General features: G+C 71.7%; 17 protein-coding genes. 6 read left to right on the forward strand and 11 right to left on the reverse strand.

All coding sequences use genetic code 11. The annotated features are described in order from the left end of the window. Positions 1–122: 122 nt before the first annotated feature. The 5 genes from DW296_RS09305 to DW296_RS09325 form a co-directional block, all read right to left on the reverse strand. On the reverse strand, positions 123–1,883 hold the full coding sequence (locus tag DW296_RS09305) for a dipeptide ABC transporter ATP-binding protein (protein ID WP_136051999.1): 1,761 nt from the start codon (positions 1,881–1,883) through the stop codon (positions 123–125). Beyond that, positions 1,880–2,728 carry an ABC transporter permease gene (locus DW296_RS09310; RefSeq protein ID WP_205807921.1) on the reverse strand — a complete coding sequence of 283 codons (849 nt, stop codon included), beginning with the start codon at positions 2,726–2,728 and terminating at the stop codon, positions 1,880–1,882. The genes DW296_RS09305 and DW296_RS09310 overlap by 4 nt, the downstream gene beginning before the upstream one ends. Next, positions 2,721–3,683 (reverse strand): ABC transporter permease, encoded by a 963-nt coding sequence (locus DW296_RS09315; protein ID WP_025104137.1) that lies wholly within the window; start codon positions 3,681–3,683, stop codon positions 2,721–2,723. Before DW296_RS09315 ends, DW296_RS09310 begins: the two co-directional genes overlap by 8 nt. A gap of 1 nt (position 3,684) precedes the next feature. Continuing rightward, the gene (locus DW296_RS09320) at positions 3,685–5,220 is read right to left on the reverse strand and encodes an ABC transporter substrate-binding protein (RefSeq protein ID WP_136052001.1); all 1,536 of its coding nucleotides are present in this window, start codon (positions 5,218–5,220) and stop codon (positions 3,685–3,687) included. Between the two features lie 132 nt (positions 5,221–5,352). Continuing rightward, on the reverse strand, positions 5,353–6,714 hold the full coding sequence (locus tag DW296_RS09325; RefSeq protein WP_025104139.1) for an MFS transporter: 1,362 nt from the start codon (positions 6,712–6,714) through the stop codon (positions 5,353–5,355). A 151-nt stretch (positions 6,715–6,865) separates the two neighbouring features. Between DW296_RS09325 and DW296_RS09330 the strand changes: the two genes are divergently transcribed. Genes DW296_RS09330 through DW296_RS09340 form a run of 3 tightly spaced genes read left to right on the forward strand, consistent with a single transcriptional unit; the run spans position 6,866 to position 9,299 of the window. Next, a complete protein-coding gene (locus tag DW296_RS09330) occupies positions 6,866–7,516 on the forward strand; it encodes a GntR family transcriptional regulator (protein WP_060922906.1) in 651 nt (216 codons plus the stop codon). Between the two features lie 8 nt (positions 7,517–7,524). Beyond that, on the forward strand, positions 7,525–8,367 hold the full coding sequence (locus DW296_RS09335; protein ID WP_136052002.1) for an SDR family NAD(P)-dependent oxidoreductase: 843 nt from the start codon (positions 7,525–7,527) through the stop codon (positions 8,365–8,367). Between the two features lie 20 nt (positions 8,368–8,387). After that, positions 8,388–9,299, forward strand: a complete 912-nt coding sequence (locus DW296_RS09340) for a phosphotransferase (protein WP_136052003.1) — start codon at positions 8,388–8,390, stop codon at positions 9,297–9,299. A 27-nt stretch (positions 9,300–9,326) separates the two neighbouring features. Here the strand turns inward: DW296_RS09340 and DW296_RS09345 are convergent, their stop codons facing one another. Continuing rightward, positions 9,327–9,914: a helix-turn-helix domain-containing protein gene (locus tag DW296_RS09345; protein ID WP_240743049.1), complete on the reverse strand. Its 588-nt coding sequence runs from the start codon at positions 9,912–9,914 to the stop codon at positions 9,327–9,329. 77 nt (positions 9,915–9,991) lie between these two features. Between DW296_RS09345 and DW296_RS09350 the strand changes: the two genes are divergently transcribed. The 3 genes from DW296_RS09350 to DW296_RS09360 are packed head-to-tail and all read left to right on the forward strand — an operon-like array spanning position 9,992 to position 12,706. Beyond that, positions 9,992–10,906 carry an NAD(P)/FAD-dependent oxidoreductase gene (locus DW296_RS09350; protein ID WP_029989520.1) on the forward strand — a complete coding sequence of 305 codons (915 nt, stop codon included), beginning with the start codon at positions 9,992–9,994 and terminating at the stop codon, positions 10,904–10,906. A gap of 25 nt (positions 10,907–10,931) precedes the next feature. Continuing rightward, a complete protein-coding gene (locus DW296_RS09355; RefSeq protein WP_136052004.1) occupies positions 10,932–11,198 on the forward strand; it encodes a hypothetical protein in 267 nt (88 codons plus the stop codon). Positions 11,199–11,230: 32 nt separating this feature from the next. After that, a complete protein-coding gene (locus tag DW296_RS09360; RefSeq protein WP_126894533.1) occupies positions 11,231–12,706 on the forward strand; it encodes an APC family permease in 1,476 nt (491 codons plus the stop codon). Positions 12,707–12,761: 55 nt separating this feature from the next. On the opposite strand, the gene DW296_RS09365 is transcribed toward DW296_RS09360, so the two are convergent. The 5 genes from DW296_RS09365 to DW296_RS09385 form a co-directional block, all read right to left on the reverse strand. Next, on the reverse strand, positions 12,762–14,915 hold the full coding sequence (locus DW296_RS09365) for a peptidase C14 (protein WP_136052005.1): 2,154 nt from the start codon (positions 14,913–14,915) through the stop codon (positions 12,762–12,764). A gap of 104 nt (positions 14,916–15,019) precedes the next feature. Next, positions 15,020–15,946 (reverse strand): GNAT family N-acetyltransferase, encoded by a 927-nt coding sequence (locus DW296_RS09370; protein WP_136052006.1) that lies wholly within the window; start codon positions 15,944–15,946, stop codon positions 15,020–15,022. Continuing rightward, complete coding sequence (locus DW296_RS09375) at positions 15,943–16,956, reverse strand: hydroxyacid dehydrogenase (RefSeq protein WP_136052007.1); 1,014 nt, start codon at positions 16,954–16,956, stop codon at positions 15,943–15,945. Before DW296_RS09375 ends, DW296_RS09370 begins: the two co-directional genes overlap by 4 nt. Continuing rightward, a complete protein-coding gene (locus tag DW296_RS09380; RefSeq protein WP_136052008.1) occupies positions 16,953–18,038 on the reverse strand; it encodes a dihydrodipicolinate synthase family protein in 1,086 nt (361 codons plus the stop codon). The genes DW296_RS09375 and DW296_RS09380 overlap by 4 nt, the downstream gene beginning before the upstream one ends. Then, complete coding sequence (locus DW296_RS09385; protein ID WP_136052009.1) at positions 18,038–19,072, reverse strand: NAD-dependent epimerase/dehydratase family protein; 1,035 nt, start codon at positions 19,070–19,072, stop codon at positions 18,038–18,040. Before DW296_RS09385 ends, DW296_RS09380 begins: the two co-directional genes overlap by 1 nt. Positions 19,073–19,086: the final 14 nt, after the last annotated feature.

Raw genomic sequence — 19,086 nt, forward strand, 5'->3', positions numbered from 1 at the left:
CACGAGCATGCAGGCCCAGACGGGGCGGGTCTCGCCCGACCCTTTCGAGCCGGTGGACCGCACCGCCGCGCCGGCACCCGCGGTGTCCGCCGCGGGCCCCGTCCCCTGATCCGTGATGGTCATCATCGTCCTCCTCGTCCGGCGGTCGTCGCGGGGACCGCGCCCGTCTGCCCGCCGTGGGTCTGCCAGAGCGCCGCGGCCTCCGCACGCCGTCGGCGCTCGAGGACCGGGTCGGCGACGGGGATCGCCGCCATGAGCCCGCGCGTGTACTCGTGCTGCGGATTCGCGAAGAGCGCGTCGCGCGCGCCGATCTCGACGATGCGGCCCTGCTGCATCACGGCGACCGTCGAGGACATGTACCGGATCACCGCCAGGTCGTGGCTGATGAAGAGGTAGGTGAGGCCGAGCTCGGCCTGCAGCTCCCGGAGCAGATTGAGCACCTGCGCCTGGATCGACACGTCGAGCGCCGACACCGATTCGTCGAGCACGAGGAAGTCCGGCTCCAGCACGAGCGACCGGGCGATGGACACGCGCTGGCACTGCCCGCCGGACATCGAGCGCGGCAGCCGGTGCGCGAACTCCTCGTCCAGGCGCACGCGGTGCATGGTCTCGCGCACCTTCTCGGCGCGGGAGGCCCGGGTGCCGATGCCGTGGGCGCGCAGCGGCGCCTCGATGATCTGCGCGACGGTCTGCCGCCGGTTCAGGGCCGAGAACGGGTCCTGGAACACCATCTGCATGCGCTTGCGCAGCCGCCGCAGCTCCTCGCCGCCGAGGTCGTGCGGACGCTGCCCGTCGAAGACGACCGTCCCGCCGTCGATGCCGCCGAGCGCGAGCACGGCCTTCGACACGGTCGACTTGCCGGAGCCCGACTCGCCGACGAGCCCGACCGTCTCGCCGCGCCGGATCTGGAACGACACGTCGTCGACCGCGGTCACCCGGCGTCCGGAGCCGAGCGTGAACACCTTCGACACGCCCTGCACGTCCACCAGGACGTCGCCGGACTCCCGCGCCCGATCCACCGCGCTGATCGACCCGGCCTCGGCGAGCGGCTCCGTCCCGCGTTCGAGCACCTCCGCGGCGGTGCGGATGGGCTGCTGCACGTCCACCGTGAGGTCGACGACCGCGCCGAGGAGCGCCTGCGTGTACGGGTGCTCCGGGGCGGCGTAGATGCGGTCGACCGGGCCCTCCTCGACCACGCGCCCGTGCCGCATCACGTGGATGCGCTCGCAGAACCCGGCGGCGACGCCGAGGTCGTGCGTGATGAGCACGACCGCAGTCCCGTGGTCCTCCGCGAGCCGGTCGAGGAGGTCGATGATCCGGGACTGCGTCGTCACGTCGAGGGCCGTGGTCGGCTCGTCCGCGATGAGCACCGCGGGCCGGGACGACATGGCCATCGCGATCATGACGCGCTGCCGCATCCCGCCGGAGAACTCGTGCGGGTACTGGCCCAGACGCTCCTCGGGCAGCGGCACCCCGACCTCGGTCAGCAGCTCGACGGCCCTGGCGCGGGCGGCCGCCGCCGAGACCCGGTCGTGCAGCCGGATCGCCTCGACGAGCTGGTGCCCGATCGTGCGGACCGGGTTCAGCGACGACATCGGGTCCTGGTAGACCATCGCGATCTCGCCGCCGCGCACGCGGGTCATCTCCCGCGGGCTCAGCGTGAGCAGCTCACGGTCGCGCAGCCGGATGCTGCCGCCGAGGGTCGCCCCGTCGTTCAGCCGCATGATCGACAGCGCCGTGAGCGACTTGCCGGAGCCGGATTCGCCGACGAGGCCGATGCGCTCCCCGGGCCGCACCGCGAACGTGATGCCCTGGACGGGCATGACGTCGCCGTAGGAGACGGTGAGGTCCTGCACCTGCAGGACGGGCGTGAGGTCGGTCATCGGCCCCTCCCCTTCCGATCGCCGCCGAACTGGTCGGCGAGCACGTTGAGCAGCCAGATGGTGACGAAGATGAACAGGGCGGGGAACAGCACGTACCCGATGGACTGGTACATCTTCTGGTAGCCCTGCTGCACGAGCGTGCCCCAGGTGGCCTCGGGCGGCGCGATGCCGAGCCCGACGAAGCTCATCGACGCCTCCAGGAGGATCGCGTTGGCGGCGTTGATGGCCGCCTGCACGACGATCGGCCCCTTGGCGTTCGGGAGCACCTCGGCGAAGAGCAGCCGGCGCCGGGTCGAGCCGAAGGCCACCGCCGCAGTGAAGTAGTCCTCCTGGAGTTCGCTGAGCACCGACGACCGCACGAGCCGCGCGGTGGTCGGTGTGAGGAGCACCCCGATGATGACGGCGAGCTTGACGGGGTCGGCGCCGAAGGCGGAGATGAAGACGAGCGCGAAGAGGATCTGCGGGATCGCCATGACCGTGTCCGCGAGGCGCATGAGGATCTCGTCGACCCAGCCGCGGGCGAACGCCGCCGCCATACCCCAGGCGATGCCGAGCACCATGGCCACGAGGGTCGCGCCCCCGGCGATGAACACGGTGAGCTGGCCGCCGTAGAGCACGCGGCTGAAGAGGTCGCGGCCCAGCTCGTCGGTCCCGAAGAGGTGCGCCGCCGAGGGACCGGCGAACCGGTCGGACGACTGCGCCGCGGGGTCGTACGGGGCCAGGAGCGGGGCGAGCACGCAGGCGAGGACGATGATCGCCAGCAGCCCCAGCGGGATCCAGGAGGCGACGGCGAACCGCCGACGAGGACGCGCGGAGCGCAGCGCGAGGGTGAGGGTGTCAGCCACGGCTGCTCCTTGCACGAAGACGCGGGTCGAGCACCCCGTAGAGGAGGTCGACGATGAGCGTGGTGAGGATGAACATCGCGGAGATCAGCAGCACGACCGACTGCAGCACCGCATAGTCCCGCTTGAAGACCGCGTCGATCGCGAGCGAGCCCAGTCCGGGGACGCCGAACACGTACTCCACGATCACCACGCCGCCCAGGGTGTAGCCGACGATCAGGCCGAGCATCGTGAGCCCGGGGATCAGGGCGTTGCGGAGCGCGTGGCCGAGCACGACGCCGCTCGCCGACTGTCCCTTGCCCTTCGCGGTGCGGATGTAGGGGGCGTCCAGCACCTCGACCATCGAGGCCCGGAGGAACCGCATGAGCAGCGGCGCCGCCGCGAAGGCGAGGGTGAGGCCGGGGAGGATCATGCGCACGAGGTTCTCGGCGGGGTCCTCCGCGAACGGCGTGTAGCCGCGGGCCGGCAGCACCTTGAGCTGCACGGCGAACACGACGATGAGCACGATGCCGATGAGGAACTGCGGAAGGGCCATGCCCGCGGTCGAGATCGCGGTGAGCACCCGGTCGACCACGCCGAGCGGACGCAGCGAGGCGAACACGGCCGCCGGGGTGGCGATGAGCACGGCCAGGAGCACGCCGATGAGCGTCAGCTCCAGCGTCGCGGGAAGGCGCTGGGCGATGAGCTCCGTCACCGAGTACTGGTTGAAGTAGGACTGACCGAAGTCGCCCGTGAAGACGCCGCCGATCCAGCGCAGGTACTGCTCGATGACGGGGGCGTCGAGGCCGGCCTCCTCCCGGAGCCGGGCGATGGTCTCGGCATCCACGCCCGGCGTCGAGCCGAGGCGGGTGATGACGGGGTCGCCCGGCAGCAGCCGGAGCACGACGAAGACGAGGAGCGAGGTGGCGATCAGCATCGCGATGCTGATCGCCACCCGCCGGAGGACGGAGAGGACCACGTCAGCCCTTCAGCTGCGCGCCCTCGAGGTGCAGCTGTCCGCCGCCCTCGACCCACACGCCGTCGACCGCCGTGCTGGTGGCGGTGACGACCGTCGACTGCAGGGGCACGATGAGCGGCACCTGCTCGTTGATGATGGTCTGCACGGTGCCCCACTTGTCGGCCCGCGCAGTCTCGTCCGGCTCGGCCACGGCATCCGCAAACGCGGTCTGGAAGTCGGGGTCGACCCAGTTGCACTCGCACCGTCCCTCCAGGTAGAAGTTCAGCGAGTAGGCCGGCTCGGGCGGGGTGGACTGGAAGTTCGGCACGATGTATCCGGGGTAGCTCTTGCCCGCGGGGTAGAACGCGTCGACCCAGGTGCCGATGTCGTTGTTGTCGATCTTTAGCGTGATGCCGATCTCCTTCAGGCTCGCCTGCAGGATCTCGCCGCTCGTGTTCCACTCGGGGTACTGTCCGGCCACGCCCCACCAGGTGAGCGTGCTGCCCTCGGTCACGCCGGCCTCGGCGAACAGCTCCTTCGCCTTGTCCAGGTCGTAGGAGTAGTCGGTCAGCTCGCCGCCGAACCAGGGGTTCACCTCGCCGAGCGCGTTGTTCGTCGGCGAGACCGTGCCCTGGCCGTAGTAGGCGGCGTCGAGGATGGCCTCGCGGTCGATCGCGTAGGCGAGGGCCTGCCGGGCGCGCACGTCGTCGAACGGCGGCGACGTCGTGTCGATCTCCCACGACGGCCACTGGCTCGGGTTCTCGGGCTTCACCAGGGCGATGTCGCCGCCCTCCAGCCCCGCCACGTCGCCCTGCGGCACGGACCACAGCACGTCGATGTCGCCGGAACGCAGGCCGGTGACCGCGGCGGTGGACTCGGCGGCCTTCACGATCGTGATCTCGTCGAGCGCCGGGGCCTCGCCGAAGTACTCCGGGTTGGGGACGAGGGTGAGGCTGTCGTCCGGCGTGAAGGCGTCCACGACGTAGGGACCGGTGCCGATGGGCTCCTTGTCGATGGTGTCGAGCGCGTCGACGTCGATCATCTTCACCCAGACGATGCCCGCGGGGAAGGTCGCGATGGGCTCGGACAGCGTCACCACGACGGTCTTCTCGTCCGGCGCGGTGACGTCGGTGACCATGGAGATCTTGTTCTTCTCCTGCGTCGCCGTGTCCGGGTCGAGGTAGTAGTCGAACGCGGCCACCGCGTCGTCGGCGGTGAAGTCCTCGCCGTTCGAGAACGTCACACCGTCACGGAGCGTGAAGGTCCAGGTCTTCTGGTCGGCGGACGCCTCCCAGCTCTCGGCGAGATCGCCGACGACCTCGCCGGACTCGTCGGTCTTGGTGAGGCCGTTCCACAGCAGCGGGAACAGCACCTCCTCCCACGCGAACGTGCGGATGGCGGGATTGAGCTGCGGGATGCCCTGCGCGGCGGCGACGGTGAGGGTGCCGCCGTCCTGCGCCTGGCCGTCGGGGGTGGATGAGGTGCTGCAACCAGCGGTGATGAGCGCGGCGGTCAGCAGCATCGCTGCTCCGCCGAGCCGAACACGACGACGCGACATGGGTGCCTCCAAGGTCGGGTGGTGCTTCGGGTAAGGGTGTTGCGCTATAGCATGTAGCAAAAGGCAAACGGCGTCTAGAGCGAACCAGGCCGGCGGGGTCACGTTCTCGTCACGACCGCCGGCCCGGACCGGTCACCGGCGGGCGCTGGACGCTTCGACGGCGAGCGCGGGCGCCGTCGTGAAGTCCGTGCGGCGGCTGAGCACGAAGGCGATCGTCGCTCCGAGCAGCGTGAGCCCCGAGATGAGGAGCAGGCCCCACACCGCCGACCCCGTGGTCTCGCTGATCCAGCCGATCGCGTAGGGTCCCGCGAAGCCGGCGAGGTTGCCGACCGAGTTGATGAAGGCGAGGCCGGCCGCGGCCGCCGTGCCGGTGAGCACCATGGGCGGCAGGCTCCAGAACAGCGGGGTGGTCGAGAAGAGCGCCGACATCCCGACGCACAGCGCGGCGAGCGCGAGCACCGGCGTGCCCTGCGCCGCGACCGCCGCGATGAGCGACAGGGCGGTGATGCTGAGCGTGATGCCGATCTGCAGCGGGATGTTGCCCTGCTTCCGGGCGGCGCGCTCCCACGGCAGCATCACGAGGGCCGCGCACAGGTTCGGCAGCGCCACGAGCCAGCCGGTGGTGGCGTTCGAGAAGTCGCCCATGCTCTTCACGATCGTCGGCAGCCACATCCCCAGCCCGTAGGCACCGAACACGACGCCGAAGAAGAGCACGATGAGCGTCCAGAGGCGGCCGTTGCGGAAGACCTCGCCCAGCCGCAGGCGTCCGTGCCGCTGCTCGGTCGCCTGGGTCTCGGCGGCGAGCGTGTCGGTGATCCAGCGCTGCTCGGCGGGGGTCAGCCAGCGCGCGTCCTGCGGGCGGTCGGGGAGCCAGAAGAACACGACGAACGCGAGCAGGACTGCCGGGATGCCCTGCAGCAGGAAGACGAGCTGCCAGCCGTCCAGGCCCCACAGCCCGTGCAGCTCCAGCATCCAGCCGGACAGCGGCGCGGCGACCGCGTTGGCGATCGGGTTCGAGAGCACGAAGACGGCGAGCACCTGCGTGCGGTACTGCCGCGGGAACCACAACGTGAGGTAGAGCAGCACGCCGGGGAAGAACCCGGCCTCCGCGATCCCGAGGATGAAGCGCGCGATCGCGAACTGGGTCGCGTCCTGCACGAACGCGGTCAGCGCCGCGACGATGCCCCAGGAGATCATGATGCGGGCGATCCACTTGCGGGCGCCGAACTTCTCCAGCAGCAGGTTGCTCGGCACCTCGAACAGCAGGTAGCCGATGAAGAAGATGCCCGCCGCGAAGCCGAATGCGGCCTCGGTGATCTGGAGGGCGGCGGTCATCTCCAGCTTCGCGAAGCCCGCGTTGTTCCGGTCGATGTAGGCGACGAGGTAGAGCAGTCCGAGGAACGGACCGAGCCTCCAGATCGCCTTCTTCATGGCGGCGGCTCCCACCGCGTCCTCCGCGGCGCGCGCCTGCGCGAGCGTCTCTCTACCGGACATGACAACTCCTTCGTCATCGTTTTCGGGCTTTGCTATAGCATCTAGCACCGCGCGGCTCCTGTCCAGTCCCGGACTCATGCCATAGCATCGACCGAGCGAAGGAGCCCCGCTCGACGAGCACCGGGCCGCGCGAGATCGAGAAGGGCCCCGGATGCGCAGCGTGTCGGATCAGAACATCGCCGAGCAGGTCACGGACGAGCTCCGGGCGGCGATCCACTCCGGAGAGCTCGCCCCGGGCGAGCGCCTCGTGGAGCGCAAGCTCGCCGACCGTCTCGGCGTCAGCCACATCCCCGTGCGCGAGGCCCTGACCCGGCTCGCCGAGGAGCGCCTCATCACCCGCGAGCCCCGCCGCGGCGCCCGCGTCGCCCAGCTCAGCGCACAGGACCTGGAGGAGATCTCGAGCCTGCGGATCGTGCTGGAGCAGTTCATGGCGATCCGGGTGCAGGAGCGGTGGAACGACGAGTCGGCGGCCCGGCTGGAAGCGATCATCCAGGCCATGGCGGCGGCGGCGCCGGGCGACGTGGCCGAGGTCCTGCGCCAGGACCGCCTCTTCCACGAGACCCTCGCCGACCTCGCCGAGCACCGGTTCCTCGACGAACTCAGCGCCCAGCTCCGTGGCCGGATCGCCGGGTTCATCCAGGCGGCCAACTCCGCCCTCGACCCCGCCGAGCAGGAGGAGCACGTGCGCAGCCACCAGCAGATCGTCGACGCCATCGCGACCGGCGATCCAGAGCAGGCGCGCGCGGTGATCGCCGAGCACGTGACCAGGGCCGTCCGCCGCATCACGCCGTCGGCCGAGTGAGCGCCGCCGTGGCCGCACGCACCATCGTGCTGACCGGAGCCTCGGACGGGATCGGCGCCGCCGCCGCCCGCCAGCTCGCCGGATCCCCGCACCGCCTGCTCCTCGTGGGCCGTTCGCCCGACAAGATGCGGGCCGTCGCGGACGAGACCGGCGCGGAGTGGTTCACCGCCGACTTCGCGCGCCTGGACGACGTGCGCGCGCTCGCCGCCCAGCTCGCGGACGCCGTGGGTGCAGCGGGCATCGACGTGCTGGCCAACAACGCCGGCGGCATCTTCGGCGACCGCACCCCCACGGTCGACGGGCACGAGAAGACGATGCAGGTGAACCACCTCGCCCCGTTCCTGCTGACGAACCTCCTGCTCCCGCAGCTGCTCGCCGCCCGCGGCGCGGTCGTGAACACCTCCAGCGTCGCCCATCGCCTCTTCGGGCACCTCGACGTCGACGACCTCGACAACACCCGCCGGTACTCCCCGAACAAGGCGTACGGCGACGCCAAGCTCGCCAACGTCCTGATGGCGAAGAGCCTGCACGGGAAGTTCCATGCGCAGGGACTCAGCGCGGTGGCCTTCCACCCCGGCACCGTGGCGACGAACTTCGCCGCCGAGTCGTCGAGCATCATGCGCCTCGTCTACCGCACCCCACTGCGCCGCCTCGTCCTCATCGGCAGCGACCGCGGCGGCGCGACGCTGCGCTGGTTCCTCGAGGGCACGCCGGGCGAGACCTGGATCTCCGGCGGCTACTACGACGAGCGGGTCCTCAGCACCCGCGTGAACCCGCAGGTGCACGACCCCGCTCTCGCCGAGGCCCTCTGGCGGCGCAGCGCCGCGCTCGTCGGCGTGTCCGGGGGCTGAGCGCCGTCTACGCTGGGGCGATGGCGCGCCTCGATTGGACTCAGCTCCCTCCCGCTCTCCGAGCCCGGGTCGAGGAGTTCGCCGGTTCCCCGGTGGCCCGGGCGCAGTCGCAGGACGGCGGCTTCTCCGCGGGACTGGCCTCACGGCTGACCTTCGCCGACGGACGGCGGCTGTTCGTCAAGGCGGTGCAGGAGTCCGCGGAAGGCACGTTCGCGCTCTACGTGCGGGAGGCCGAGGTGCTCGGCGCGATTCCCCGCTCCCTCCCCGCCGCGCACCTTGTCGACGCCTTCACCGCGGACGGGTGGGCGGTGCTTCTCATCGAAGACGTCGAGGGTCGTCATCCGGAACGCTCGGCCACCGCGCCCGACACCGCGCACGTCTTGGATGCGATCGCCGCCCTGGCCACCGCCGAGGCGCCGCGCACGCTTCCCCGCCTCGCCGACGAGTTGCACGACGACTCCGGATCCTGGCGACGGCTCGAGGAGGCCGGGCTCCTGGAGACGACGACGCCGTGGTGCGCGCAGAACGTCGACCTCCTCCGCACGGCGGCGGAACGCGTGGGCACCGCGGTCGCGGGCGATCGGCTCCTGCACGCCGACCTCCGGGCCGACAACATCCTCATCGAGGCCTCCGGCCGCGCACGGCTGCTCGACTGGCCGTGGGCGGCCCGCGGCGCGGGGTGGGAGGACGCCCTCCTCTACCTGCTCGACCTCCGCGTCGAGGACGCCGCGGCCGAGGTCGATCCCCTGCTCGATCACCCCGTCTTCGCCGGGTCGACCACGCAGGACCATGTCGCCCTCCTGTCCGCCGCAGGCGGCGCCTGGTTCGAGAAGTGCCGTCTTCCCGCGCCGGACGGGATGACGACGCTCCGCGACTTCCAGCGCCGGGAAGCGGTCATCGCCACCGACTGGATCGCCGAGCTCGTCCGCTGATCGCCCCCGAGGCGTGGGCCTCGGCCGTCACCCCTCGGGCTGCGCGCCCGACTCGCCCGCGTGGACGCGTTCGCCCTGTCGGCCGAACAGGCTGAGCACCTCGGCGGGCTCCCCGTCCGCGCTCCCGAACCAGTGCGGCACGTGCGTGTCGAACTCGGCGACCTCACCGGCTCCCATGCGCAGATCGCGCGTGCCGAGGATCAACCGCATGGTGCCGCTGAGCACGTAGAGCCATTCGCGCCCCTCGTGCGCCCGGGGACGCGGATTCACCTGACTCCCCGGGATGAGGATCTTCCAGGCCTGGACCGGACCGGCGTGCGGGGTCAGCGGCACGACGATCCGGCCGTGCACGCGGCGCGGCTTCAATCGCACGCGCGGATCTCCGACGTCGGGCGCCCCGACGAGGTCGTCCAACGGCACCCGGTGGGCGCGGGCGAGCGGGAGGAGAAGCTCGAGGCTCGGTCGGCGTTGCCCGGTCTCCAACCGCGAGAGCGTGCTCGTGGAGATCCCCGTGGCGTCGGCCAGGTCGGTCAGCGTCATCCCCCGCTGCTTCCGGAGCCACCGCAACCGCGGGCCCACGCCGTCGAGCGTCGCGTCGATCTCGTCCCCCTGCACGTCCTCAGTCTGGCCGCATTTCCCAGGAGCAGCAAAGAAGTTTGCCGGCCCGGCACCTCCGGGGCGACTCTCCTGGCATGAAGAGATTCGATGTGCTCATCGTCGGCGGCGGTGCCGCCGGCCTCAGCGCCGCCCTGGTCCTGCTCCGCGCCCGACGCACGGTCGCGATCGTCGATGCGGGGGAGCCCCGCAACGCCCCCGCGGCGCACCTGCACGGCTTCCTCTCCCGGGACGGCGCCGCGCCCGCTGCGCTGCTCGCGAGCGGTCGCGACGAGGTCGCGGGCTACGGAGGCACGATCATCGACGGACGCGTCGCCGAGCTGTCCCCGGGCTTCACGGCCACCCTCGACGACGGGCGACGGCTGGAAGCCCGACGGGTGCTGGTCACCACGGGCCTGCGCGACGAGATCCCCGACATCCCTCGTCTGCGGGAGCGCTGGGGGCGCGATGTGCTGCACTGCCCGTACTGCCACGGGTACGAGGTGCGGGATCGCGCTCTCGGGGTGATCGGCGGCACGGCTGCGTCGGTCGCCCACGCGCTCCTCATCGCCCAGTGGTCCGCCGACGTCGTCTACTTCCCCCACACCCGGCCGCTCACGGACGACGAGCGGGAACGTCTCGACGCGCGCGGCGTCCGGGTGCATCCGGGCGAGGTCTCCCGCCTCATCGTCGAGGCCGACCGCCTCCAGAGCGTGGAGCTGAGCGACGGCACGCACGTCGAGCGCGCCGCGGTGTTCGTCCGCCCCGAGATGCGCGCTCACGACGCCCTCCTCCACGTTCTCGGCTGCGAGACCGACGAGAACGGGTGGGTCCGGCACGATGCCGGCGGGCGCACGAGCGTGCCAGGGGTCTCCGTCGCCGGGAACGTCGCCGATCCGCGCGCGCAGCTCATCACCGCGGCCGGGCAGGGCTCCGCCGCCGCGATCGCTCTCAACGCCGACCTCACCGACGACGACCTCGCCGCCCAGCTCGCGACCCACCGCGGCGCCTGACCCCCGAGAGAGAAGGAACACAGCAATGTCCACAGCACCCGCCCCGACGGCGACCCCCGTCCCCCCGCCCACGCAGCACCAGCTCGCGCTGATGATCTGGATCGCCGTCTTCCCGACCCTCACGGTCTTGAACCTCGTCCTCGCCGCGCCGCTTTCCGGACTCCCGATCGTCGTGCGCACGCTGGTGCTCGTCACCATCGCCGTCCCCCTCGTGATCTACCTGGAGACGCCGCTGCTGCACCGCGTCCGCCGCCGGATCCACGGTCTTGTGACGGCGCGTCGGCGAAGGTAACGTTCTCCCGTTCCTGACGAGAGAAGGCGACGATGCCCCGGACAGATCGACCCCGTTCCACGACGTCCGTGTGGCGCCGCAAGCCCGTCAGCGACATGACGGAGGAGTCGGGCGGGAGCGGTCTGTTCCGGACGCTCGGGCTCTGGCAGCTCACCGCGATCGGCGTGGGCGGCATCGTCGGCGTCGGGATCTTCTCACTCGCCGGACTCGTCGCCCACGGCGATGCGACGACTCCCGCCGTGGGTCCCGCCGTCGTCCTCTCCTTCCTCATCGCCGGGCTCGCGTCGGCAGCGGCCGCGCTGTCGTACGCGGAGTTCGCCGGCATGATCCCGCGGGCCGGTTCCGCCTACAGCTACGGCTACGTCGCGCTCGGCGAACTCGTCGGCTGGTTCATCGGCTGGGACCTGCTCCTGGAGTACGTCGCCATCGTGGCCGTCGTCGCGATCGGCATCTCCGGCTATCTCGACGCATTCCTCTCCGGATTCGGGCTGGAGCTGCCGACCGCGATCACGGAGACCGCCGACCAGCCAGGGGGTGTGGTCAACATCCCGGCCATCCTCATCTGCCTGTTCGTGACGTTCCTGCTGAGCCGCGGCACCCGCACGTTCGGCCGCTTCGAACTCGTCGCCGTGGCCATCAAGATCCTCCTCGTGGTGTTCATCGTCGTCCTCGGCGTCTTCTTCATCGACCCCGCCAACTACGATCCCTTCCTGCCGAACGGCTTCGGCCCCGTCTTCACCGGTGCCGCGACGGTGTTCTTCGCGGTGTTCGGCTACGACGCGATGAGCACGGCCGCCGAGGAGGCGAAGGACGGGCGTCGGCACATGCCGAAGGCGATCATCCTGTCCCTCGTGATCGCCATGGTGCTCTACGTCGCCGCGACGCTCGTGCTCACGGGCATGCAGAACTACCAGGACATCGATCCGAAGGCGGGCTTCGCCTCGGCGTTCACGGGCGTGGGGCTCCCGGTCGTCGCCTCCGTCATCTCGGTGTTCGCCGTCGTGTCGATCCTCACCGTCATGCTCACGTTCCTGCTCGGCGCCACCCGGGTGTGGTTCAGCATGAGCCGCGACGGACTGCTCCCCGGCTGGTTCGCGCGGGTCGACCGCCGCGGCGTCCCGCAGCGGGTCACCTGGATCGCGGGGCTGGGCGCGGCGTTCTTCGCGGGGGTGTTCCCCATCCGCGCCGTCGCCGACCTCACGAACATCGGCATCCTCGCCGCCTTCGTCGTCGTCTGCATCGCCGTGATCGTGTTCCGCTACACCAAGCCGGATGCGCCGCGGACGTTCCGGCTGCCGTTCATGCCCGTGGTCCCGATCGTCGGGGTGGGCTTCTCGCTCTTCCTCATCTCGCAGCTCCACCCCGAGACGTGGCTCCGGTTCGGGGTCTGGCTCGTGATCGGACTCGTCGTGTACTTCGCCTACAGCCGCCGGCACTCGCTCCTGAACCCGGACAGCCCCCGGCACCGCCCGGGCACGACTTCGGAGACCCCCGGCGACACGCCGTAGGCGGGGCCGGGGAGGCGGCGGGTCGCGCCGCAGCTCCGAAGTCGTGCCCGGCGGGTCAGCCGACGACGAGGTTGGCGGTGTCGACGACGCGGTCGCCCTCGGCGGGGAACGCCGTGCGGGTGACGCCGGCCTCCACGTTGCCGGTGTGCAGCAGCGTCGAGCCGGTGCCGAAGGCGTCGTCGCGGAGCTCCAGGGCGCCGCCCTCGAACCGGTTGCCGACCGCGCGGTAGTGGGTCGCGCCGCTCGTCACGGCGACATGCGTGGTCGCCCCCTCGGCCCGGAACGTGCTGTCGGCGAGCGTCAGGTGCAGCTCGCCCGCACCCGACCGCGACACCGTCGTCCCGCCCTTCGCCGACACCTCGGATCCCGCGATCTCGACGACCTGACGATCCTTCGAGGCCGCCGCGATGCGGGCGTTGCGGAGCGTGGAGCCTTCGACGCGCAGCTTCGCCGTCGCCGAGGAGATGGGGGCGGCGTCGTCCGGCGCGGTGAGGGTCGAGCCACGGAAGGTGACCGCACCCGGCCCGTTGATCTTCATGCCGCCCACCCGGTCGAGCACGGTGTCGACGAAGGTCACGGGCGTCTTCACCGTCGCATTGGTGAGCTCGCCGGGAGCGACGAACGTGAAGTGCGAGTCGGCGATCACGGTCGGCCGGGCGGAGTTGTCGGAGGCCTGGGTGATGACGAGCGTGTCCGAGGCGGTGCAGCCGCGCAGCTGCGCACCGTCCGCGTTGATCCACAGCATCCCGGAGCCCGACAGCGAGGGCTTGCCGATCACCTGCACGTCCTCCAGCGTCAGGTCGGTGATGCGCACCCGCGCGACGAACCACGAGCACACGTGCTTGCGGACGGTGATGCGCTTGGCGGCCGAGCCCCACGCAGCGCCGGAGTTCGCGAACGTCATGAGCCCGGAGTTGCCCGTGTAGGTGAGGTCGTGCTCGTACTGGCCGTGCGTGACGAACGGACCCTGGTCGTCGCCGTCGCCGTGGCAGTTCTCCACGAGGCAGTAGGCGCTCGCGGTGAAGTCGTTGAGGTGCCGGGCGTTGGCGGTGTGGCAGTTGGCGACGTACCCGTACAGGCAGTAGATCTGCTGCGTCAGGTAGCCGGCTCCACCCCACGTGACGGAGGTCGGGTTCTTCAGCGTGCAGCTCTCCGTGGTGAAGTACGTGTTCCACCGGCGCTGGATCAGCGGCCAGAAGGTCGCCGTGCCGTCGATGTGGTCCACGTCGCAGCGCACCGCGTACTCGAAGGCCAGCGGGTGCGACCCCGTGTACTCGTCCGTCCCCTTGCCGAGGAACTTCAGGTTCGACACCGTCACGTCCTGCACCGGCTTCACGTGCCGCCAGGTCATCGTGCGGTCCTTGCCGAGGGGCCAGCCGTTCTTGTAGTTCACGCGGATGTGCCGGCCGTCGACGATCTGGGTCACCTGGACCAGCCGCTGCAGCTCGCGCTCCCAGCGACCAGACAGCGCGTTGACCTCGGCGGCATACCACTCCCCGACCGCGAAGAACGACGAGTCCGCGACGGGGAAGATGTCGGCGAGGTCGGGCACGTCCTCGCCGAGCTTCGCCTCCTGCACCGAGTCGGTCACCTCGCCGCGGAAGAACATGACGGCCGCGAAGGGGTCGTCCTTCCCGGCGTTCTCGATGCCCTCGGTCGTCATGAGGTGGTGCCCGAAGTCGAAGGCGATGTTCGACCGGGAGAACTTGTGACGACGCACGAAGTTGAGGTCGGTGTGCGCCTCCACGCGCCGTACCCGGGCGTCGCCCACCATCGCGTCGAGCGCGTCGTCCGCGGGCGCGGAGGCGTCCATGATGCCGAACTTCCGGAAGTCGACCGTGCCGTCGTGCACGAGCACCCAGGCGCCGCCCTTCGGCCCCGCGAGCACCGTGCCGCCGTTGGCCGCGGAGGCGTCCTTCTTCACGAAGCGGTAGAGCCCGTCACCGCCGTCGCCGGGGGCCGCGTAGCCGCTCGTGCGCACGAGGTCGCCGTCCTTGCCCTTGCGCGTCGCGAGGGCGGTGGCGACGCCTCCGTGCGCGACGTTCTTCGAGCCCGACGACTCCTGCGGCACGACGGGTCCGGCGGCCTGGGCGGCGGCGGGGGCGCCGATCGCGGCGACCCCGCCCAGGGCGGCGGCGCCGAAACCGGCGAGCAGCATCCGTCGACTGCGCATCGCCGCGGTCTCGGTGGTGGTGTCCAGCTGGGTCATGCTCATCCTCCTTGCGGCGTCCTCGCCGCGGTCAGGCGTCCGGCCCTCGGCCGGATCGCGGTCACCGATCAGTCCCCGATCCCCAGCGCTCTCCGAGCGGATGCTCAGAAGTAGTCGCCCGCCGTGAAGTGGCGGATGCCGTCCACCCGGGCCTCGCGGCGCAGCGGGCGGATCATCCCGGTGCGGTCGTCCTGCCGCACGGCCGCCGGAGCGAATGCGCGGACAGCGCGCTCCTCCGCCGCCAGCGCGGGGACGGCCAGCTCGCAGGTGCGGACGCCCGCCGCGGCCCAGTCCGCGGCCACGGCCTCCAGCACCGCGTGACGCACCCCGGCCGGATCGGCCGCAGTGGGATCGGTCGCGCTCTCGTGCAGCAGCCCGACGCCGTCGCGCACCTCCGCCACCGCGTACCCGACCGTCGCCTGCGCCTCGTCGAGCCGGTACAGCGTCGCGCCCCGCAGTCGCACCTCCGCCATCGTCCAGTCGCGGTCGCCGCGCACCGGGGCGAGCACGACCGCACCGGTGCGGGAGCGCTCGTAGACCTCGCGCAGCGGGCCGAGGACGCCGAGTCCCACGGACTCGCGCACGACCGAGGCGGGCTCCACGGCCGTCGCCGACGCCGCCCACGGTCCGGCCATCGTGCGGGGCATCGAGAAGGTCGTGAAGCCGCTCGACCGGTACACCTCGGGGGTTCCGGTGAACAGCAGGGCCCAGTCGGCGTCACCCGCCGCGTCCAGGGTGGCGGCCACGAGCCGGTGGGCCAGTCCCCGGCCCCGAGCCCGCTCGGCGACCGCGACGCTGCCGATCGCGTGCACCCGCGCCACCGCGCCGTCCGACTCCCGCAGGCTCTTCGGCAGTCCGTAGATCGACCCGCACACGCCCTCGTCGTCTTCCGCGACGAGCGTGTGGCTCAGCCTCTCGTCGTCCACGAGCCACTGGTCCGGCGCGAGGGGCGGCGTGAAGGCGGCCGCCCACAGTGCCGCGAGAGCGGGCTGGTCCTCCGCCCGCGCCGACCGCACGACCACGGCGCTCATGCCATCGAGGAGAGCTGGGCGCGGTCGACGGCGTGTGCGAGCGGACGCCCCGCGGCGAAGGCGTCGAGCTCGTCGGCGACGATCCGCCCCTGCCGCAGCCGGCCCTCCCTGGTCCCGGCCGCGCGGTGCGGAGTGAGCAGCACGCGCGGTGCCGAACGGAAGGGACTCTCCGCGGACAGCGGCTCCTCGTCGAACACGTCGATCGCCGCACTCAACCGGCCACGACGCAGTTCGGCGAGCAGGGCGGCCTCGTCGACCAGCCAGGACCGCGCCGTGTTGACCAGGCCCGCCCCGTCCGGCATCAGCGCGAGCTCGCGCGCACCGATCAGGTGATGCGTCTCCGGCAGGGTCGGGGCGTGCACCGCGACGATCTGCGCACGGCGGAGCGCCTCGTCGAGCGTCACGAGCTCCGCCCCGAGGGACGACGCCTCGGCCGCGTCGAGCGTGGGATCGACGAGCAGCGGCTGTGCGCCGAGCGCACGGAGGAGCTCGAGGTACGCCCGCCCGGTCCGGGAGGCGCCGATGACCGCGATGGGCGCGCCGAGGATCTCGTGCTGCACCCCGACGGCCTCCGCGTCCCACCAGCCGTCGCCGGCGCGCAGCGCGTCGTGCATCTCCGGCACCCGGTGCAGCAGGGCGAGCGTGAAGGTCAGCGAGACCTCCGCCACCGACCGGGCCATCCCCGCCCCGGCCTGCGTCACCCGCACGCCGCGGTCGAACAGCGCGTCGGTCGCGAACGGCTTGATCGTGGCACCCGTGTGCGCGATGAGCTCCAGCTTCGGGAGCGTGGCGAGCACGGCGTGATCGAAAGGACCCACGCCCCAGCTCGTCACCACGACGCGCGCCTCGTCGAGCACCGCACCCGCGAGCCGGTCCACCCGCACGAACGTCCCGCCGAGCCGCGCCGCGACGGCCTCCAGGCGCGCCGAATCGTCGGGCGAGAAGAACTCGGCGAACAGCTCCGCGGAGACGACCGCGACCACGGTCGGAGCGCTCGTCCCGGCGGTCATCGCAGCCAGGCCTCGAGGTTCTCGGCGATGAACGCGTCGTCGTTGAGCTCCGGGTACGCCTGCCGGACGCGGGCGATCTCCTCCGCCTGTCCCGGGGAGAGGCCCTCGGCCGGGTCGAGGCACCAGGTGCCCTCGAGAAGCCCCTGCTGGCGGAGCATCTCGTGCACCCCGGCGATGACCCCGTGGAAGTCGTTGCCCGGGTCGAACACGGCCTGGTTCACGTCCACCATGTCCGAGGCGCGGCGTCCCACCTCGCGGTAGGCCTCCGCGTCTCCCGCCAGGGCGCGATGCACCCGCTCCAGCAGCGCGACCGCCGCGTGCGTGCCGACCGCCCACTGGCCGAGCAGCCCGCCGACGAACCGGAGGGTGCGCCGCCCGGACGGGGAGTCCACGTGGAACTCGGAGAGCAGGTCGGCGACGATCGCGTCGTCGTTGCCCGTGTACAGCGCGATCTCGTCGGCGCGCCCCGAGGCGGCCACGCCCCGCACGAGCTCCAGCGTGCGGTAGCGGTCGAAGGGAGCAGCCTTCACGGCGACGACGGACGGGATCGCGGCGAACTCCCGCCAGAACTCGCGGTCGAGCACCGGTCCGCCGATCGCGGTCTGCAGGTAGAAGCCGACCAGCGGCAGCACCTCGCCGACGGCGCGGGCGCGGTCGAGCAGGGCACGCTCGTCCGCACCCGCGACGCGGGGACTCACCAGCACGGCGTCGTAGCCGAGGGAGCGGGCGAGCTCCGCCTCGGCGACCGCCTGGGCCGTGTCGCCCGCCACGCCGGCGATGCGCACGAGGGTCGCGTCGTCGCGGGCGTCCATCTCCTCCGCGGCCAGCGCGAGCACCGGCTCGAAGAGCGCGTGCTCCGGGTCGCGGATCTCGAACTGCGTCGTGTGCACGCCGACGGCGAGGCCGCCGGCCCCGGCGTCGAGGTAGTAACGGGAGAGCGCCCGCTGCCGCCGCTCGTCGAGCGTGCGCGCGGCGGTGAGGGCGAGCGGATGCGCCGGGATCACGGCACCGCGGGCGAGGGTCGCGGCGGCCTCAGGGCGCAGCGACGGCACGGTCGCCGTGTGTGCTGCGGCGTCGGTCATCAGAACTTCCCGTCCCGCACGGCCCACTTCGTGGGCTTGGCGATCATCGGCAGTCCGTCGCGGATCCAGCCGGCCTGCATGCGGATGAGCTCCTCGGCGGAGACGGACGGATAGCCGAACAGGGCCATGCACCGGCGGGCGTCGCTGAGCAGCGCGGTCGGCTGCGGCTCGTCGACGATCTCGACCTCCCGCTCGAACAGCGCGCCGAAGCGATGGGCGATGGAGGAGACGCTGAGCAGCTCCGGACCGGTGAGGTTGATCACGAACGGCTCGGTGGAGGCATGCACGAGGCTGCGCAGCACGACCTCGTTCGCGTAGCCCTGCCAGATCACGTTGACGTTGGCGGTGGCGACCGAGACCGGCTCCCCCGCGTGCACGGCGCTGCCGATGTCGGCGAGCACGCCGTAGCGGAGGTCGACGGCGTAGTTCAGGCGGATGATCGCGACCTTGGTGCCGCGCTCCTGCGCCCCGAACTCGAACACGCGCTCCCGACCGAGGCAGGACTGCGCGTACTCGCCGATCGGCGCGGGCGTGGTCTCCTCGGCGGCGCCGCCCGAGGCGGCCGGGACGAACGGGTACACGTTCCCGGTGGAGAGCACCGAGATCGCGCTGTCGCGGTAGCGGCGGGCGATGCGGTCGGGAAGAGCCGCGTTGACCTCCCACGCCCAGGAGGCGTTGGTCGCGGCGCCGAACTTCGCGCCCACCATGAACACCACGTTCGGGGCGTCGGGGAGACCGGCGAGGTCGTCGTTCTCGATGAGGTCGAACGGCACGACGCGGACCCCCGCGGCCTCCAGGCGCTCGCGGATGGCGGCGTCGCCGAAGCGGGAGACCGCGTACACGGCGTCGTCCGTGCGGCCGGCGGCATCCAGGCCGCGCCGGGCGAGCATCGCCAGGGTCGGTCCCATCTTGCCGCCGGCACCGAGGATCACGAGGTCTCCGGAGCCCTGGGCGAGGTCGGCCACGAGCCCGTCGCTCGGGGTGGCCAGCGCCTCCTCGAGCTCGGCCTCGGAGGCGAATGCGTACTGCGTCATTGTCGTGCGGTTCC

It is taken from the genome of Microbacterium sp. K36 (genome assembly GCF_004794355.1).
Taxonomy (GTDB): Bacteria; Actinomycetota; Actinomycetes; order Actinomycetales; family Microbacteriaceae; genus Microbacterium; species Microbacterium paraoxydans_D.

Bases quoted from the DNA above. Each gene is read 5' to 3' on its own strand.
- DW296_RS09330 (WP_060922906.1), top strand. From the start codon at position 6,866: ATGCGCAGCGTGTCGGATCAGAACATCGCCGAGCAGGTCACGGACGAG.
- DW296_RS09305 (WP_136051999.1), bottom strand. From the start codon at position 1,883: ATGACCGACCTCACGCCCGTCCTGCAGGTGCAGGACCTCACCGTCTCC.
- DW296_RS09340 (WP_136052003.1), top strand. From the start codon at position 8,388: ATGGCGCGCCTCGATTGGACTCAGCTCCCTCCCGCTCTCCGAGCCCGG.
- DW296_RS09320 (WP_136052001.1), bottom strand. From the start codon at position 5,220: ATGTCGCGTCGTCGTGTTCGGCTCGGCGGAGCAGCGATGCTGCTGACC.
- DW296_RS09375 (WP_136052007.1), bottom strand. From the start codon at position 16,956: ATGACCGCCGGGACGAGCGCTCCGACCGTGGTCGCGGTCGTCTCCGCG.
- DW296_RS09350 (WP_029989520.1), top strand. From the start codon at position 9,992: ATGAAGAGATTCGATGTGCTCATCGTCGGCGGCGGTGCCGCCGGCCTC.
- DW296_RS09380 (WP_136052008.1), bottom strand. From the start codon at position 18,038: ATGACCGACGCCGCAGCACACACGGCGACCGTGCCGTCGCTGCGCCCT.
- DW296_RS09370 (WP_136052006.1), bottom strand. From the start codon at position 15,946: ATGAGCGCCGTGGTCGTGCGGTCGGCGCGGGCGGAGGACCAGCCCGCT.
- DW296_RS09325 (WP_025104139.1), bottom strand. From the start codon at position 6,714: ATGTCCGGTAGAGAGACGCTCGCGCAGGCGCGCGCCGCGGAGGACGCG.
- DW296_RS09360 (WP_126894533.1), top strand. From the start codon at position 11,231: ATGCCCCGGACAGATCGACCCCGTTCCACGACGTCCGTGTGGCGCCGC.
- DW296_RS09385 (WP_136052009.1), bottom strand. From the start codon at position 19,072: ATGACGCAGTACGCATTCGCCTCCGAGGCCGAGCTCGAGGAGGCGCTG.
- DW296_RS09355 (WP_136052004.1), top strand. From the start codon at position 10,932: ATGTCCACAGCACCCGCCCCGACGGCGACCCCCGTCCCCCCGCCCACG.
- DW296_RS09365 (WP_136052005.1), bottom strand. From the start codon at position 14,915: ATGACCCAGCTGGACACCACCACCGAGACCGCGGCGATGCGCAGTCGA.